Raw genomic sequence first — 15,514 nt, 5'->3', positions numbered from 1 at the left:
TCTTCGGCACTTCGCTTATAATTTTTTCAGGTGGCTTTGGAGCGGAATTCGGAAGGGGTGACGCCGTGCATCTTCTTAAACTTGGAGCTGAAGTAGCTGGCGTTGGAGAAGCCGGTTAACTCGGCGATATCCCATAGGTTCAGAGAGGTGTCCTCCAGCAGCCGAACGGCCTTGGCCATGCGCACCTCGGTCAAATATTGGATGAACGTCTTGCCCACCTTGGCCTTGAACAGCTCGGAGAAGTAGGACGGGTTGTAGCGAAACCTCTCGGCCAGCAGCGTCAAATTCAAATCATACATGTAATTCTCATCGATAAATTGCCGGACGGATTGGATCAAGGAATGCTCCGCGTCCTCCGGATCGGTCAGCTTGATTCCTTGGGCCAGCCGCAACAGGTATTCCACGGCCTTCTCTACGGTATCCAGTCCCCAGACCAGATCGGGGCGAAGCCATAACGGCTCTCCCTTCGGAAGCGCAGCCCTTGCCGCATGGGCAGCGGCCTCCAGCAGCAGATACAGCTGGAAGATCAGCTTCACGAAGCGGACTCTCGATTCGGCGTAGGCTGCCTCCAGCTCTTGCCGCGCGGCTTTGCCGAACGCATCGAGCTCCCCGCGTGACAAATACCGCTCGATGACCTTGACCGTCTCTTCCGATAGCGCATCCCCGGTATCCTGGAGATGCTGCCCTTCCCCGCCTGCAGCCATGCTCCAGGCTAGCAAGGAAGAAGAATAGCCTTCCTTCCACTGCGGGAGACCTGTCACGGTTTGACCCGAGCCTACCGCCGGTTCGAAGCCGAGGAGCTTGGCAACGCAACCCCGAAGCTCGGTGCAGAAGGAATCGTCGGCATCAGCGACAACAAAATGGACGAGCCCCGGGTAGCTTGGGTCGCGGAATGCAACGGGGCGGAGCTCTGACGATGCATACGTCTCTGCGAACTCTTGCGCGAGCATCTCGAAGGGCACCCGCATGCTTTCGGGGGTTCGTTCCTTGCTCCCGCCGGTCCCTGTTCTAACGAGTCCGGCGGTTACGAAACGCACCGCGGTTTGCCCCAAGGCGTCCAGCTCGAACAGCTTAGCGCGCTCCCGCAGGGCACCGTCGCTAACTAACCCTTCTTTGACCAGGTGCACAAGGAAGTTCTCTTTGTTCTCCCGGTAGTATTGGGACAGCTTCCACTGCACCGTCGCCTGCTCATCCCGCTGATTCCGCTCCTTTTCCAGCTCCCGAACCACCTTGCCGAGGGATTCGTTCAATTCCTCTTGAGCGACCGGTTTGAGCAGGTAGTCTCTGGCTTGATGCTTGATCGCCGCTTTCGCATAATGGAAGTCTTCATAGCCCGTGATGACAAGCAAGCGCAAGGAAGGGTAGTGCTTCTGGCAAGCGTCCAGAAACGATACCCCGTCCATCACCGGCATGTTCATATCCGTAATGACGATATCGATCGGTTCGCCGCCAAGTCGCTCCAGCGCCTCCGCCCCGTTCGAAGCCTCTCCGACAACCGTCAGCTGCAGCCGTTCCCAATCCGCCTTCAGCCGCAGCCCCATCCGGATCTCCGGCTCGTCATCCACGATCAGTACCCGGTACATCATGCTTCCCCTCCTGTATAGGCAAGTGTAGTTCAATTCTTGTTCCGTTCCCCTGCTCCGATCGAATCGCATAGGTAAAGCCCCTGCCGTAATACAGCCGGCAGCGTGCCAGCACATTACGCAGGCCGATATGACGGGAGCCGCTGCTTAGTACCTGATCCAGCTGCAGCGCCGACGATTCCGCCGTCAGCTGCTCAATCGCCTCGGGAGTGATCCCCGGACCGTTATCCTCAACGGCCAGACGAACCCAATCTTTGCCGGTGTACACGGTGATGCGTACCTGAGCAACGCTTTCCTTACGGAAGCTGTATTTGACCGCGTTCTCAATAAGCGGCTGCAAAATAAACTTCACAATTTCCCTGGTATCGGTCGCTCCGCCGTCTTCCTCTATCGAGATGGTCAGCCGGTCACCGAAACGGATCTGCAGTATCGCCGCATAATGCCTTACATACTTGATTTCCTCCCGAAGCGGCACCAGATCGCTGGTGATGTGCAGGGAAAAGCGCAGCATTTTGCCTAACGATTCAATGACCTTGACCGTGTCCTCCGTTCGACGCTGCAGCGCCAGACTGCTCAGCAGCTCTAAAGTATTGAACAGAAAATGCGGATTGATCTGCATCAGCAGAGCCTTATATTCCGCCTGCTGCCGCAGCAGCTTCAGCTCGAATTCGGTTTTGATGTGATCCCTGAGCCGCGCCACCATGTTGCGGAAGGTCGCCGTAACATACTCCACCTCGCTGCGTATGGTGCCCGCTGCAGGAATATGACTCTCCGCCTTCTCGAAATCTCCCTTCTGTACATACTTCATTGCTGTGGTCAGCCTTGAAAGCGGTCTTGAAATGCCGTAGGACAGCCAAGTCGATACCATCACAACACAGATCAGCAGCAGACAGCTAAACGCAATAATCGTCGTCCGCAGCTTATATAGCTTCGCGTACAAATCGGTCTCGGGCACGATGCTCACGAGCGTCCAGCGGTTTCGTTTCAGCTTTTTGTAAACGAGAATTTCGGTGTCTCCCTTCTCGTTCTTCACATAAACCACGCCCTGCTCGGTCCGGTCGTTGCGCAGCTCTTCCACTTGCCGTACCGCCTCGGTATGGTCGCTGTAGCCCTCTTGGGGGAGAATCTGACTGCCGTTTTGATCCAGCAGAAAAATGGTACCGCTTTCGCCTAAATGAATCCGGTTGAGCGGCTCCAGGAAAAAGTCCGTGCTCATATTGACCTTGATGACGTTGCGCGATTGCAAAGGCTCGAAGGTACCGATCGGAAGCAGCAGGCTGACTACCTGATACGGTCGCAGCTGCGCGGTTTCTACCTGATCCCAGTGGGAGGATACCCACTGCTCGCCGCGGTTCACGAAATTGCGGTACCACGATTCGTTGATGATCGAGGCATCTGTAACCACCCCGTTATCCTGGCTTACACGAACACCTTCGCGACGGTATAAGGAAATCGAGGATATTCCCGAATAATTATTCGTCGCCGTCGTAAGAAATTTGCTCATGCTGATATTGGCCAGCATTTTCTCACCGGCCGGGAGGTCGGGGTCGGACAGCGCGTTATCCCAATTTTTCGTTTCGGTGCTGTTAAACACCAGCGAGGACGCATCGTACATCTGGAGCAGCGCCATATCGATGAACGAACCGTACTCATCCATTTTCTCGAGTGCCGAGGATTCGATATAGGAGCGGATAATCGAGCGGGACTCGTTGAACAGGAAATAGGACATCGTACCGAAGGAGAACACCAGCAGCACCACGAAAAAAGCGATTAACCGGTTCCTGAGCGAGTAAAACATGATTACAGCCCCCACCCTATGAGAATGGACTGGCCTCCAGTCCGTATGGTTCATTATATAGACTGTTCGCCCGATTCGGCAATCATCACGTGCTGAGAGGTATTACCAGCGACCGGGCCTGCTCCTCTTTGTTTGAAAATCATATTTCTGCAAAAGCGCAGCTTTCTTCCATGATTTGTATCAAAACCAAGAGGATTTCTGCGTAAATACAACTTTTAAAGGCCATATGCCTTGTTTCAGCCATTGTCCGCTCCGAAAGATGCCGATCCTCACAAATCTCGTTCTAAACCTTACTTGGGAACGTGGATTTCTGCCGTTTAGCACCTTTGCTCCCTCGAAGGGAGTTGAAGCTCCAATCATCAAAGGGCCTCCGGCCACGACCGGGATGTAAGCGAAAAACCGCCGGGATACAGCATCCCGACGGTCCTTCAACTCACTACAGCTCCAGCGGCACTCCCCGCTCCTTCAGCCTCCCGGCTTGCACATCCCGCAGCAGCCGCTCCATCCATCGAAGCTCCGTCTCCGCATGCTCGCAGAAGCCGATCATCACATGCATCGAGCCGCGCGGCACGAACGTCTTGCGCTCCTCGTAGACGCTGCGCATATGACGCACGTGCTCCCGCTGCTTCTCCACCTTTGCCTGCAGAATGTCCTGCACCCGCTCCGGGTCCGCATACCTGGCAAAGGCGAGCGCCGCATACATCGGATGGTACACCTTTTCCTCCGTGGCGAACTTCTCCAGCAGCAGCTCTTGAAAAATCGCTTTCCCCTTCTCGGTGATCGTGTAGATCGTCCGGTCCGGCCTGCCCCCGGTGCTGACCGTCTCCACTATGGCTACGCTCCCGTCCTTGTGCAGCTGCTCAATAGCATAATACAGCGAGCCTTCCTGCATTTTCACGTAATGGAGCATCGCCCGCTCCTTCATACGTTGGCGCATCTCATAGGGATGGCTGTTCCCTTCCATCAAAAGCCCCAAGATCACGAGCTTCATGGACATGGATCTTTCACCTCCTACAAGTGTCCCGGTGTCGGTGAAGCATCAGGCTCTTCTCGCGAGCCATCCTTCTGCGGCTTGCCGGCTCCCGCTCCCCTAGCACCTACCTCCAGCTTGGCATTCCCCATCATGAGCACAATGAGGAACGCGAGCACTGCCATGACGATGCTGCATTGAAAGACGAACGCAATTGAATCCGCGAGTCCGGCGATCATTTGATCCAGCACCGGCTTCGGCAAGGCGGCACGGAATTGGGGCTGGAGCAGCACCTGCGGATTCGGCGGCTCCTGCGCCGCGCCACTTGGAAGCAGCTCCGCCAAACTCTTCTTCATCGCATGGGCCTGAAGCGCTCCGAGTACGGTTACGCCAAGGGCCGTCCCGATCGTACGGAAGAACGATACCATCGAAGTGACCACGCCCCTCTGATGCATCGACACACCGTGCAGCGAAGAAATGGAGATCACGGGGAACGAGACTCCGATGCCAAGCCCCATCAAAATCATATAAACGGTAATCAACCAGCGTTCGGTACCCAGGGAAATGGTGCTCAGAAGCACTGTCGCGACGATCAGCAAGCTGCTGGATACGATCAGAATATTACGGTAAGACAGCTTGCCGATGAATCGTCCTCCCAGCACCGAGCTGGCCACAACCCCCAGCATCATCGGCGTCAGTACCTGCCCGGCGCTCGTAGCGGAGCCCTCGAACACCCCCTGGATAAAGAGCGGGATATACGAAGCGGCGGAGATCATCACGGCGCCGAAGAAGAAGCTCGCCCCCATGCTCGCCGAGAAGAGTCGATGCTTGAACAAGCCAAGCGGTACGACCGGGTCCGATACCCTCGTCTCGATGAACAGGAATAAGGCCGAAAGCAGAACAAAGCCGGCGAACAATCCGATAATCGGCAAGGAGCCCCAAGCATACCCTTCTTTGCCCCCCAGCTCCAAACCGAACATCAAACACAGCACCGCAGCGGCAAAAACAATCGTCCCCGCCCAATCGATCTTCTGATTCGGATTCGTCGGCAGCGAAGGGCGGTAGAACACCGAGATCAAAATCAGTGAAACCACGCCTAACGGCAAGTTGATGTAGAATATCCAGGTCCAGTCAATGTTATCGGTAAAATATGCCCCGGCCAGCGGGCCCAGCACACTGGAGATGCCGAATACGGCACCGAACAGGCCCTGCATTTTCCCCCGCTTCTCCGGCGGGAACAGGTCGAATACAATCGTGAAGGTAATCGGCATCAGCGCGCCGCCGCCGATCCCCTGTACCGCTCGGTAAATAATCAGTTCCAGCATCGTGGACGCTGTCCCGCAAAGCGCAGAACCGATCATGAACACGATGAGTCCAAGCAGGAAGAACAGCTTCCGGCCGTACATATCGCTTAATTTGCCGAAAATCGGCATCGACACTACGTTCGCAATCAAATAGGCTGAAAACACCCATACAAACTGTTCAAGTCCTCCCAGCTCTCCGACAATGGTCGGCATCGCCGTGGATACGATCGTTTGGTCAAGAGACGCCAGCAGCAATGCGAGCATCAATCCGACAATCGTCCAGCGGACGTTTGATTTTTTGGTCTCCGTCATGGTACCTCTCCTTCAATCGTACAAATGAAATAGGCTGAAAGCCTATCGTTATTATACTCAAATTTGAGTATGATTCAATGCAATTAGACATCTTTTTACATAAATTTAACAACAGACTGCCTGTAACATGGTAAAATAAGAAAAACTTTTATCGAAGCCCTCTCTTAAAAAACCTCTATAAAGGAGGACTGCCTATGGGAGTCTTACTGTCTCTCCTCTTCTTTGCCATCGTCGTGATTGTTATCATGCTGATTTTGCATTATGTCATCTACTCCGCAATTAACGACTCCAAGCTTACCCGTTCCGTTCAGGAAATGCAGGGGACGATCGAAAAAATGCAGCAGGCGCTCGAACGCCTAAGCCCGCCGCCTCAGGCCTCTCCTCAAACGAGAGACGATCCGCCTCAGCAATGGCCCGACCGGGAGACTTGTCCGGCATGCTTCGCGCCGATATCCGCTGAGGATAAAGAATGCCCGGATTGCGGATTAAGTCTACGGGAAAACACGGATTCTCCTTAGAAAGTTTGCCCAATGGAACCAAGTATCATATAATAGGTTTTGTTTATAACAAATTGTATTTATATTTATTGTACTGCTGATAAATTATTGTTATTTATCCAGCTATGGTAGACGAACGTTTCATCCCAATTCCGGGAGAGGAGGAACGACGTGAATCTTAACCAATTGGAAACCCTCATTACAATCTCCAAGACGATGAGCTTCCGTAAGGCCGGTGAACTTCTGAACCTGACCCAGCCTGCGGTATCCGCGCAAATTAAGAGCCTGGAAGATGAGTTCAAGACCACACTGATCGACCGCAACCAGCCTGTGACGCTGACGGACAGCGGCCGCGTCTTCCTGGAGCATGCCGAGATCATTCTGCAAACCGTCGAGGAGCTGAAGCAACGGTTATCCGACTTGAACCAGACTCCGCAGGGCCATATCCATTTGGGAACGACGACTTCGATCGCCATCCAAATCCTGCCGCGAGTGCTTTCTTATTTTCAAAATCAGTTCCCGTTGATCAAAACGACGATACACTCGATGACATCCTCTCAGATTATGGCCAGTGTCGAGAACGGCTCGATCGATATCGGGATTACTTATTTGTTCGACAAGCAGCCTACCCTAGAGAGCTCGGTGCTATACTACGATACTTTCGAACTGGTCGTCTCCCCTGAGCATCCGCTCAGCAAATACAGCCATGTGCCCATTGAGCGGCTTCATGAGCTTCCCCTCATCATGTTGTCTCCTGAAACCGCAGGACGCCGGTTTGTCGACCAAATATTCAAACAGCTGTACATTACACCGCAGGTCGTCATGGAGCTTCCCAGCAGTGAAGAGGTCAAACGTATGGTGGAGCTGAATCTCGGCGCAGCCATTATTTCGAAGCTGTCGATTGCGAGCGAACTTAAATTGGGTACACTGAAGATGATCCGGGTGAACGAGCTGGAAATCAGCCATCCGGTGGGCGTCGTTTATAAAACGGGCCGCTATTTGAGCTCCGCGCTGAATCAATTCCTTATTGATCTTAAAGGGATGCAGGAGATCCAATTCATCGGCTCAGAGTAAGATACGGAGAGGAGCAGTAGATCCCATGGTAAAATTCGATTTACATACGCACCATGAAAGGTGCGGACACGCTACTGGCACGATTCGCCTTTATATTGAGGCGGCAATCAAGAACGGGCTGCAGGTGATCGGTATCTCCGATCATTCCCCCTATTTTGCCCACGCGAAGGACCATCCGGAGCCCGGCATTGCGATGGCCAAGAGCGAATTTGCCACATATGTAGAAGAAGTGCTTAAGCTGAAGGCCGAATATGAGGGCCGTATCGAAGTTCTCCTGGGTGTGGAATCGGACTTTTACGCGGAGCATGCGGAGATTTACCGCTCCGTCTATGAGAAGTATCCGTTCGATTATATTATCGGCTCGATTCATCAGGTCGGCGGGGTTAGCATCTTTAACCGGAAACGCTGGAACGGATTGAACGAGAAGCAGAAGGTCGCTCAAAAGGAACAGTACTACGAGTTGATCGAGCATTCGGCGCGCAGCGGCATGTTCCAGATTCTCGGACATATCGACGCCATGCGCGGTTATTACCCGGAGTTCGCGAACATTAAGACCGATGCGGTAGACCGATGCTTGAAGGTGATCGCCGAGAGCGATGTCGCTATCGAGATCAACACCTCCGGTAAAACGAAGGATTGCGGCGGCTGGTATCCGACCGACGAAATTCTGGAGCGCGCTCACCATCACGGCGTCCGCGTCACGTTCGGCTCCGATGCCCATGTTCCGGAGCGGGTCGGCGACGAGTGGGATGCAGTTGCGAAGCGGCTGAAGGAAATCGGCTTCCGTGAATGGGTGTACTTCAAACAGAAGCAGCGCCAGGTCGTACCGCTTTAGCACATATAAAAGAAAAGCTGCCTCCCTCACAGGAGTGCAGCTTTTTTCAGTCACGGGATTATCTCGCCATCATCGAACGGATGCCATGATAGATGTAAGCCCCAGCAAAAACGATCATGGTTGCTACTCCAAGTAAATCAAGGACGGGGTCTAAACTGGATAATACGGTTCCGTCTACTGGTACTTTCACCAGCGCGTACCCACCAAGAAGTCCACCTAAGTTTGTCAGGAATTTATCCAACATGTCCACCTCCTATCATTGGATACTACACAATATGCAGCCTGAGCGCAGAGTGTTCCAATAATAGGATGGGTGAACAAGCATTTTTTCTATGTATGGCCAGACCAACATTTGGCGGTAGACCCTAAAGGCAATCTTCGTGTAGAGTAATACTTGCCATGAGATAGGTACCTTTCAGTATGATGATATTCATTCTGAGGAGCCTATCTTTTTTGTGTACAAAAAAATCTGCCCACCATTGGAGTAGGAAGGCAGATTTCTTATCCTCGCTTATACTAATTCGCAGCGCTGGCTTACTTGCTTAACTATCTCAGACTCGGACATCCCCTGAGCGTTAATAACGGATGCACGAGTGACCGTTTCCGTCATGCCCATGACATTCTTGTCTTGTCCGGAGATGACGCAGCAGTCGCAGTTCTGGATGCTGCTGTTATCTAGCGACACCACATCATAACCGTTTTGCTTCAACGCGTCCTTCACGTTATTCAAGCTGTCTTCTACAGCGATTTTGGCCATTTGTTTTCGCCTCCTTTACCCTCATGTAGTTTGAGCATCTCGCACGAAAATATTCTTATTGGTGCTGCATATAAGAACTATTCGGAACGAAGCCCTGTCCGCCTTGCGCCGGCTGGTAGCTATGAAGGAATGTCTTAGCGGTATGGTCGTTCATCGTAGGAACCTGATACTGTCCTTGCTGGTTCATCATCAGGAACACCTCATAGGCTTGCTCTGCGCACGTAATAGAGCCTTGAATAAGCATCTGGCGAACGTTCGGGTCGGCACATTCCAGAGCTGCCTGCATATGTACCTTCGCACTGCTCTTATGACAAATCAGCATGGCGCTGACAATTTGCTGATCGTTCAATGTGCCCTGCATTTGCGGAGCCATCGGCATAGGGTTGTGCAGGCCGTATTGGATTTGCTGAGGCTGAATGTTCATCGTCATCCCCTGATAAGTCGGAGGCTGCTGATTCGCCGCAGCATAATCATGAGTATACGTTACCAGCTGATCATAGGACATCATAGCCGATTGCATATGGCGAGTGAGCATGGAACGGATTTGCTCGTTTTGTGTCATTTGTGCATACAAGCCGAAATGGCTGATCAGATTCAGCTTTTCATTCAAAATTTCATGGACTTCCATTGTTTCGTGAGCGCCGAATGGCATAGCTTTCACATCTCCTTTGTGGTGGTCCTGTTTGGGCAGGATTTTTTTGCCAAGTTTAAGGTAACCATCCCGGAAAAAAATTATTCGTATAGCCGCCCCCGACTTCAGTGATAATAACATCTGTATTCACCACTTATCTTAGGGGGAAAGCCTACTATGTCTTACGAGCCTCTGGACGCCCGTCTTGAATACCGCATTTGGTACGATAACGGTGACGGAGATGCCGGTATAGCTGAATTTGAAAGCCTGGAGGAAGCGGAACAATTCAGCAGCAGCAACAAGACCCATCAGCGCGAGCATTTCGTATGGAATAGGGAATAGGAAGTATGAAAAACGACATGCTTTCCTTCTTAGGAGGCATGTCGTTCCTTTTCAACCTCTACATTGTGAAAAATCAGTCGATACAATACCAGGTGCAAGCTCTGCACAAAGAGATAGATCGGAATCGAATACAAGATGGTAAACCCATGCTTGTAATGAAATAGCCCCATCTTAACCCCAATCCATTCTACAGCGATAGCGAACACGGTCCATCCGATGATGTACAGCAGCACTCCTGTATGCTTTATCCGAAGCCATTGGCAGCCGTATATGAAAAAATAACCGAACGGCGCATACATAAAGTAGGAAAATAGATCGAAAAGCTGGTACTTGGCTTGATCTCCGACATCGTAAAGATCGAAGGGCTCTACAGCGATCGTATGATCGAACATGAGTCCCATAAAAACGCCGAACAGTAAATTGAATAAGGTTTCCATAGGTGTGAACCTTTTGGGGAGCAGTAGAACACCTGCCATTCCAACAACAATCAGACCGATGGCAAACCATTCATTTCCATTGAATCCATAGTCATAGATGAGGTTGCTTTTCTCTCCCATCGTCCGCCCTCCTTATCTGTTCAAGCTTAAGCAGCCATTTGGCGGTCAGTAAGGATAATCCCATAAGAATAAGGATTATAGCCATATTGCAAAAGATGATTCGCATTTCCGTTTCAATAATTCCTAGCGAACGCATCAATATCAAATCGGCAATGCAGAAAACGAATGTGTACAGGGTCATTCCCCACTTTATTTTGGCGGAACGGGCGGTCAATACGACATTGGCGTAGATCAGCAGCGAAAGGGAAAAAATGATATCCCGGTGCAGAATAACAGAGAGAAACTTCGGGAGCTCGTGACTGATTCTTACCAATTGCAACGTATGTGTGCAATAAGTAAACTTATTGATATCGACAATGGAAAGGATCATATAAGTCAGTACATTTACGGCAATCGGGAGCTTACGCGGCAGAGCCATCATTAGCTGTAATGTATACCACGAAAGAATCGTGTAAATGGTCAGCTCCATAGTCTCCCCTACCTTCGACAGCAATGGTTGCGGTTATTTTTCCATAGGGGAGGTCCAGTTATACCGGAATAGGCAAAAAACCTTCCCGACATGTCGGGAAGGTCTCTATAGCTACCGAGAGGCTTACAGCCAATTAGGATTTCAAATGCTTCTCTATCGCTTCCACTACCCGTTCCTTCTGCAGCGGCTTGACCATAAAGTCCAAAGCCCCGTTTCGGATGGCATCCACGACCATTGCCTTTTGTCCCATGGCTGAGCACATGATCACCTTCGCAGCGGAATCAAAGGCGCGAATTTCCTTCAATGCATAAATCCCGTCCGCATCAGGCATCGTGATATCCATCGTCACCAAGTCCGGCTTGCACTGCTTATATACGGCAACCGCCTCGATTCCCGTAGTGCCTTCCCCGGCTATCTCGTGTCCCATTCCTATCAAGATGTCCTTTAGCATGGCCCGCATAAATGCGGCATCGTCGACTACCATGATTCTCGCCATTCTCCCACCTCGTGCTTTCAATTGTATTGAGCTTCCACTTGGATACGCTGAATGCTTCGTCCGCATAGGAAATAGGAAGCTTGCATTCAGAGAATTGCCGGGGGGCGGAAGGTCGTCACGCCCAGGCTTATCGTCACTTGATGTTAAATGTCTATATGTTTATGAGTCCCACATTCGCTAAGAACGGGTTCATCGCATTGAAATTGTCGTACATAGACTCCATCCCCTAAATTATAGCAAAATATGTCGAATAAGAACTTTAAATATTTTTACATCAAATTTTTGAAAGCTTCCTGCGGAGCAGCTTCCTGCTATGCCGAATTCGGGACAAAAAAAAGAGACCCTCCCAACGGGGGAGAGTCTTTCAAGTAGTTTATATTAAAAAGGGGGTCTTGGTTAGTATAATACACGGAAAACATGTTAAACACATAACAGGAATATTTCAGTTGTGTAACAATTTTGAAAACGCATTTATGTAAATTCCCTCCATTTGCCAAAAAATGCTCTCATCGCTTATAATCCAAGGAATATACCGTGTAGTTAGAAAGGAGTTGATCGTCATGTATGATTACCATCACCTCCACCATGTGAAGGAGCAGTCACGCTCCAAACGAACATTGTGGTTCACGCTTATTTTAACGGCTTTCTTCACGGTAGTCGAAATTATCGGCGGCCTGCTGTCCAACTCGCTGGCGCTGCTGTCCGACTCCATGCACATGATATCGGACGTGATCGCGCTCGGTCTCAGCATGGTGGCGATCTATCTTGCGACGAAGCAGCCGAACGCACGCTTCACCTTCGGGTATTTGCGCTTTGAGATCATCGCCTCGTTCTTGAACGGCTTGGCGCTGGCCATCATCGCCGTCGGAATCTTCGTTGAAGGAATTCGCCGCTTCATTACACCGGAGCCCATCGATTTCAAGCTGATGCTGATCATCGCTTCCATTGGCCTTATCGTAAACCTTGTCTTGACGCTCGTTCTGAAGCACAGTATGGAGGAAGAGGAAAACTTGAATGTTCAGAGCGCCCTGTGGCACTTTATCGGGGACCTGCTCAGCTCGGTAGGGGTTATCATTTCGGCGATCATCATTTACTTCACAAGCATTGCTTGGGTAGACCCGCTTATTAGTATGGTGATTGGCGGTATTATCTTCGCAGGCGGGGGACGCATCATTAAGGAATCGTATCTTATCCTCATGGAATCCGTACCCGGCAAATTCAATCTTGATGAGATTCGGGGAGCTATAGCACAGGTGGAGGGCGTCGAGGACGTGCATGAAATGCATCTATGGGCTATCTCGTCGGATCATTACTCGCTGACGGCACATGTTTTCATTGATGAAAAAATCCAGCCGTTCTGCATCATTCTCGCCATCAACGAGACGCTCAAGGATAAATACGGCATCGAGCATTCTACGATTCAGATGGAGCATGCCAATATTCATCCACACGGAGAATACGGCAAGGAATTCCTTCGGACGCGCGAGGAAGAGCGAGAGCACGAATAATACGATGCTTCACTTACTAAAGAAGGCCTGCACCGCTGCTTGCTCGCAGCGGCCGCAGGCCTTTTACCTCAGCTTATCTTTCGTACCAGTAGCCCTTGATGTTCTTCTCCATCCGGACCAAAGCCTCCAGATAGTAATAATCTCCCCAGATCATAAAGTCATCCGGCGCCGCACCGCCGCGGACGCTGTAAGAGCCGTGCTCGATGAAGCCCTCGGCATCCGGCTTACCTATGGTTGCATAGCCCCTTACCAGTCCCTCCATCGAACGCTTCAGACCGTCCTCCAGGAAGGCTCGTTCCGGATGGTTCGCATCAAGGTGCGAGAGCAGCTCGAGAATACCGGCCGAAGTAATGGCCGAAGCGGAGCTATCCCGCTCGGTTGTCGCCGTGATCGGCACATTAAAGTCCCAATACACCACGTTATCCTCAGGCAGTCGCTCCAGGAAGTAGCGAGCCATGCGAAGGGAGGTCTCAAGATACAGCGGGTTTTTCGTATAATGATAAGAAAGCGCGAAGCCGTAAATTCCCCAAGCCTGTCCCCGAGTCCACGTCGAGCCGTCCATAAAGCCTTGATGTGTGCCGCCGCGAATGGATTCGCCCGTCTCCGGGTCGAAATAGAACGTGTGATAAGACGAATCGTCACCGCGAACGAGGAAGCGACGGGATTTGTCGGCATGGATGATGGCCACTTCCTTGTATTTTTCGTTGCCTGTTTGCTCATATGCCCAGTATAACAGCGGAAGGTTCATCATGCAGTCGATAATAATGCGCCCGCCATTGACGGGGTCGCCCTCTGGTCCCCAGGCTTGAATGTATTGGCCCTTCTCTCTCCAGCGCTTCATCAGCACGTCAGCCGCCTGAATCGTAAGCTGCTTCGAAGCTTCATCCTGCTCGATCATCCATTGTGCCTTGGAGGATAGCGAATAAAGGAAGCCGATATCATGATGGTCCAGATGGCTGTGCTGTTCCAGACGCTCCCGGAAGCTGTCCACCGTACGGCGGGCCGCTTGTGCAAATAACTCGTCTTTGGAGTACTCATAGCAGAGCCATAAAATCCCGGACCAGAAACCGTCCGTCCAGTCCGTATTCGGATTCAGCTTGTTCGAGTACTTCCCGCCTTCCCCTACGTGCGGGAACAAGTCGCCGTAACGCTCGATGTTCTTTCTTGTTTTCTCTACCGCATCCTCAATTGCCTGCTGCCAAAGACCCATAACTTCACACTCTCCCATACTATGTATAATGAATGAATAACCGCGGTTTAACTTGCATCAAATCTCCGAAGACAAGCGAGGTATCAGGTGCAGCGGAATTTTTACCTCATGCCCTTCCTCCGATACGTCCCCAGGCAGCTCGGCTAAGCTCCCCTGCTTCAGCCGCTCGGTTTCACCCAAATGATACAGCATTCTCCGGAGCACGATTCCCGCTTGAAGATGATAAGGGATATCAACCGAAGTAAGGGACGGATAGCTGTATCTGGCAATCGGTTCATTATTGATCCCAACCACCTTCCAATCGCGAGGAACATGGTAGCCCTTCTCCAGCAGCAGTGACATGAACCCTACCGATACCAAATCATCGAAGCCGACCACTCCTACCGCCCCATCCTGCCGGGGAACGGATAACGCTTCCTCGAGTAATGGCTCCATGCCACGGGATCCATCGATATTGATGATCGCGCTTGTGGCATCCGACAGTCGACTGAGTGCCCTCTCGAACCCGATGCGCCTCTGCTGATCGATCGCATGCGAGCCCGGTCTGGAGAGATACAGCATCGTTCGGCAGCCCTGCTCATATAAATGCGCAACCGCCTGCTCTGCTCCACCGGCAAAATCCAAGTTCACCGCGGCGAGCGCCAGGTCCTCGGGCCAGTCCCAACCGTTAAACAACACTAGAGGCGTACCGTCCCCGACCAGCGTCCGAGTTGCTTCCTTCGACATCGCCAAGCCGTGACTGACCAGACCGTCCACCCGGCGCTGCAGCAGCAAGTCCAAATGCCGCTTCTCAATATCGGGATTAAACCCTCCGGCTGAGAATACCGACAAATGATAGCCGTACTCATGGGCAACGCGCTGCATCTCCTCCGCAAATCGGCCGTAGTAACCGCCGAAACTAGGCACCAGCAGCCCCAGCTCATAGGAACGGCGCCGGCTGAGATTGGCGGCCATCACATTCCGCCGATACCCCAGCTCCTCGGCTGCCTTCTCTACCTTACGAATCGTCTCCTCCGACATCGGAACATTCCGCCGGTTCAACACGTTGGACACCGTGGCGATAGAAACTCCCGCGGCTTCTGCGATATCTACGATGGTGACCTGGCGGTTCTTGCTCATGCTGCCAACAGCTCCTACTCTTTTTGTTATTTAAACGTTTCAATTATATTGT

General features: G+C 51.7%; 17 protein-coding genes. 5 read left to right on the top strand and 12 right to left on the bottom strand.

Going from position 1 to position 15,514, the window contains the following annotated elements:
- Positions 1-26 precede the first annotated feature (26 nt).
- From QMO62_RS23470 to QMO62_RS23455, 4 genes are all read right to left on the bottom strand, one after another.
- Positions 27-1,586: a response regulator transcription factor gene (locus tag QMO62_RS23470; RefSeq protein ID WP_284644704.1), complete on the bottom strand. Its 1,560-nt coding sequence runs from the start codon at positions 1,584-1,586 to the stop codon at positions 27-29.
- The gene (locus QMO62_RS23465; RefSeq protein ID WP_284644703.1) at positions 1,558-3,381 is read right to left on the bottom strand and encodes a cache domain-containing sensor histidine kinase; all 1,824 of its coding nucleotides are present in this window, start codon (positions 3,379-3,381) and stop codon (positions 1,558-1,560) included. The genes QMO62_RS23470 and QMO62_RS23465 overlap by 29 nt, the downstream gene beginning before the upstream one ends.
- Before the next feature lie 436 nt (positions 3,382-3,817).
- Entirely contained in the window at positions 3,818-4,378 is a 561-nt protein-coding gene (locus QMO62_RS23460; protein WP_284644702.1) for a PadR family transcriptional regulator, read from the bottom strand.
- A gap of 14 nt (positions 4,379-4,392) precedes the next feature.
- Positions 4,393-5,967, bottom strand: a complete 1,575-nt coding sequence (locus QMO62_RS23455) for an MDR family MFS transporter (protein WP_284644701.1) — start codon at positions 5,965-5,967, stop codon at positions 4,393-4,395.
- Positions 5,968-6,161: 194 nt separating this feature from the next.
- Here QMO62_RS23455 and QMO62_RS23450 point away from each other — a divergent pair, with 194 nt between their 5' ends.
- From QMO62_RS23450 to QMO62_RS23440, 3 genes are all read left to right on the top strand, one after another.
- Positions 6,162-6,485 carry a zinc ribbon domain-containing protein gene (locus QMO62_RS23450; RefSeq protein ID WP_284644700.1) on the top strand — a complete coding sequence of 108 codons (324 nt, stop codon included), beginning with the start codon at positions 6,162-6,164 and terminating at the stop codon, positions 6,483-6,485.
- 150 nt (positions 6,486-6,635) lie between these two features.
- Positions 6,636-7,538: a LysR family transcriptional regulator gene (locus tag QMO62_RS23445; RefSeq protein ID WP_284644699.1), complete on the top strand. Its 903-nt coding sequence runs from the start codon at positions 6,636-6,638 to the stop codon at positions 7,536-7,538.
- 25 nt (positions 7,539-7,563) lie between these two features.
- On the top strand, positions 7,564-8,373 hold the full coding sequence (locus QMO62_RS23440) for a histidinol-phosphatase (protein ID WP_284644698.1): 810 nt from the start codon (positions 7,564-7,566) through the stop codon (positions 8,371-8,373).
- Positions 8,374-8,431: 58 nt separating this feature from the next.
- On the opposite strand, the gene QMO62_RS23435 is transcribed toward QMO62_RS23440, so the two are convergent.
- The 3 genes from QMO62_RS23435 to QMO62_RS23425 all read right to left on the bottom strand — a co-directional run bounded on the left by QMO62_RS23435 (position 8,432) and on the right by QMO62_RS23425 (position 9,782).
- The gene (locus QMO62_RS23435) at positions 8,432-8,617 is read right to left on the bottom strand and encodes a hypothetical protein (protein ID WP_284644697.1); all 186 of its coding nucleotides are present in this window, start codon (positions 8,615-8,617) and stop codon (positions 8,432-8,434) included.
- 267 nt (positions 8,618-8,884) lie between these two features.
- Entirely contained in the window at positions 8,885-9,130 is a 246-nt protein-coding gene (locus tag QMO62_RS23430) for a YkuS family protein (protein ID WP_284644696.1), read from the bottom strand.
- A 55-nt stretch (positions 9,131-9,185) separates the two neighbouring features.
- Positions 9,186-9,782: a spore coat protein gene (locus QMO62_RS23425; RefSeq protein ID WP_284644695.1), complete on the bottom strand. Its 597-nt coding sequence runs from the start codon at positions 9,780-9,782 to the stop codon at positions 9,186-9,188.
- A gap of 156 nt (positions 9,783-9,938) precedes the next feature.
- Here QMO62_RS23425 and QMO62_RS23420 point away from each other — a divergent pair, with 156 nt between their 5' ends.
- Positions 9,939-10,103, top strand: coding sequence for a hypothetical protein (locus tag QMO62_RS23420; RefSeq protein ID WP_284644694.1), 165 nt, complete (start codon positions 9,939-9,941; stop codon positions 10,101-10,103).
- A gap of 29 nt (positions 10,104-10,132) precedes the next feature.
- Here the strand turns inward: QMO62_RS23420 and QMO62_RS23415 are convergent, their stop codons facing one another.
- The 3 genes from QMO62_RS23415 to QMO62_RS23405 all read right to left on the bottom strand — a co-directional run bounded on the left by QMO62_RS23415 (position 10,133) and on the right by QMO62_RS23405 (position 11,625).
- Positions 10,133-10,660: a hypothetical protein gene (locus tag QMO62_RS23415; RefSeq protein ID WP_284644693.1), complete on the bottom strand. Its 528-nt coding sequence runs from the start codon at positions 10,658-10,660 to the stop codon at positions 10,133-10,135.
- Positions 10,632-11,129, bottom strand: coding sequence for a hypothetical protein (locus tag QMO62_RS23410; protein WP_284644692.1), 498 nt, complete (start codon positions 11,127-11,129; stop codon positions 10,632-10,634). Before QMO62_RS23410 ends, QMO62_RS23415 begins: the two co-directional genes overlap by 29 nt.
- Positions 11,130-11,262: 133 nt before the next feature.
- Positions 11,263-11,625 (bottom strand): response regulator, encoded by a 363-nt coding sequence (locus QMO62_RS23405; protein ID WP_284644691.1) that lies wholly within the window; start codon positions 11,623-11,625, stop codon positions 11,263-11,265.
- Positions 11,626-12,185: 560 nt separating this feature from the next.
- Between QMO62_RS23405 and QMO62_RS23400 the strand changes: the two genes are divergently transcribed.
- Positions 12,186-13,133, top strand: a complete 948-nt coding sequence (locus QMO62_RS23400; protein WP_284644690.1) for a cation diffusion facilitator family transporter — start codon at positions 12,186-12,188, stop codon at positions 13,131-13,133.
- A 73-nt stretch (positions 13,134-13,206) separates the two neighbouring features.
- Here the strand turns inward: QMO62_RS23400 and QMO62_RS23395 are convergent, their stop codons facing one another.
- Both QMO62_RS23395 and QMO62_RS23390 read right to left on the bottom strand, forming a co-directional pair.
- A complete protein-coding gene (locus QMO62_RS23395) occupies positions 13,207-14,343 on the bottom strand; it encodes a glycoside hydrolase family 88 protein (RefSeq protein WP_284644689.1) in 1,137 nt (378 codons plus the stop codon).
- Between the two features lie 57 nt (positions 14,344-14,400).
- Entirely contained in the window at positions 14,401-15,462 is a 1,062-nt protein-coding gene (locus tag QMO62_RS23390; protein WP_284644688.1) for a LacI family DNA-binding transcriptional regulator, read from the bottom strand.
- Positions 15,463-15,514 lie beyond the last annotated feature (52 nt).

This window comes from Paenibacillus silviterrae, from assembly GCF_030167925.1.
In the GTDB taxonomy this organism is placed as follows: domain Bacteria; phylum Bacillota; class Bacilli; order Paenibacillales; family NBRC-103111; genus Paenibacillus_G; species Paenibacillus_G silviterrae.
This window is presented reverse-complemented; position numbering and strand designations above follow the sequence as displayed.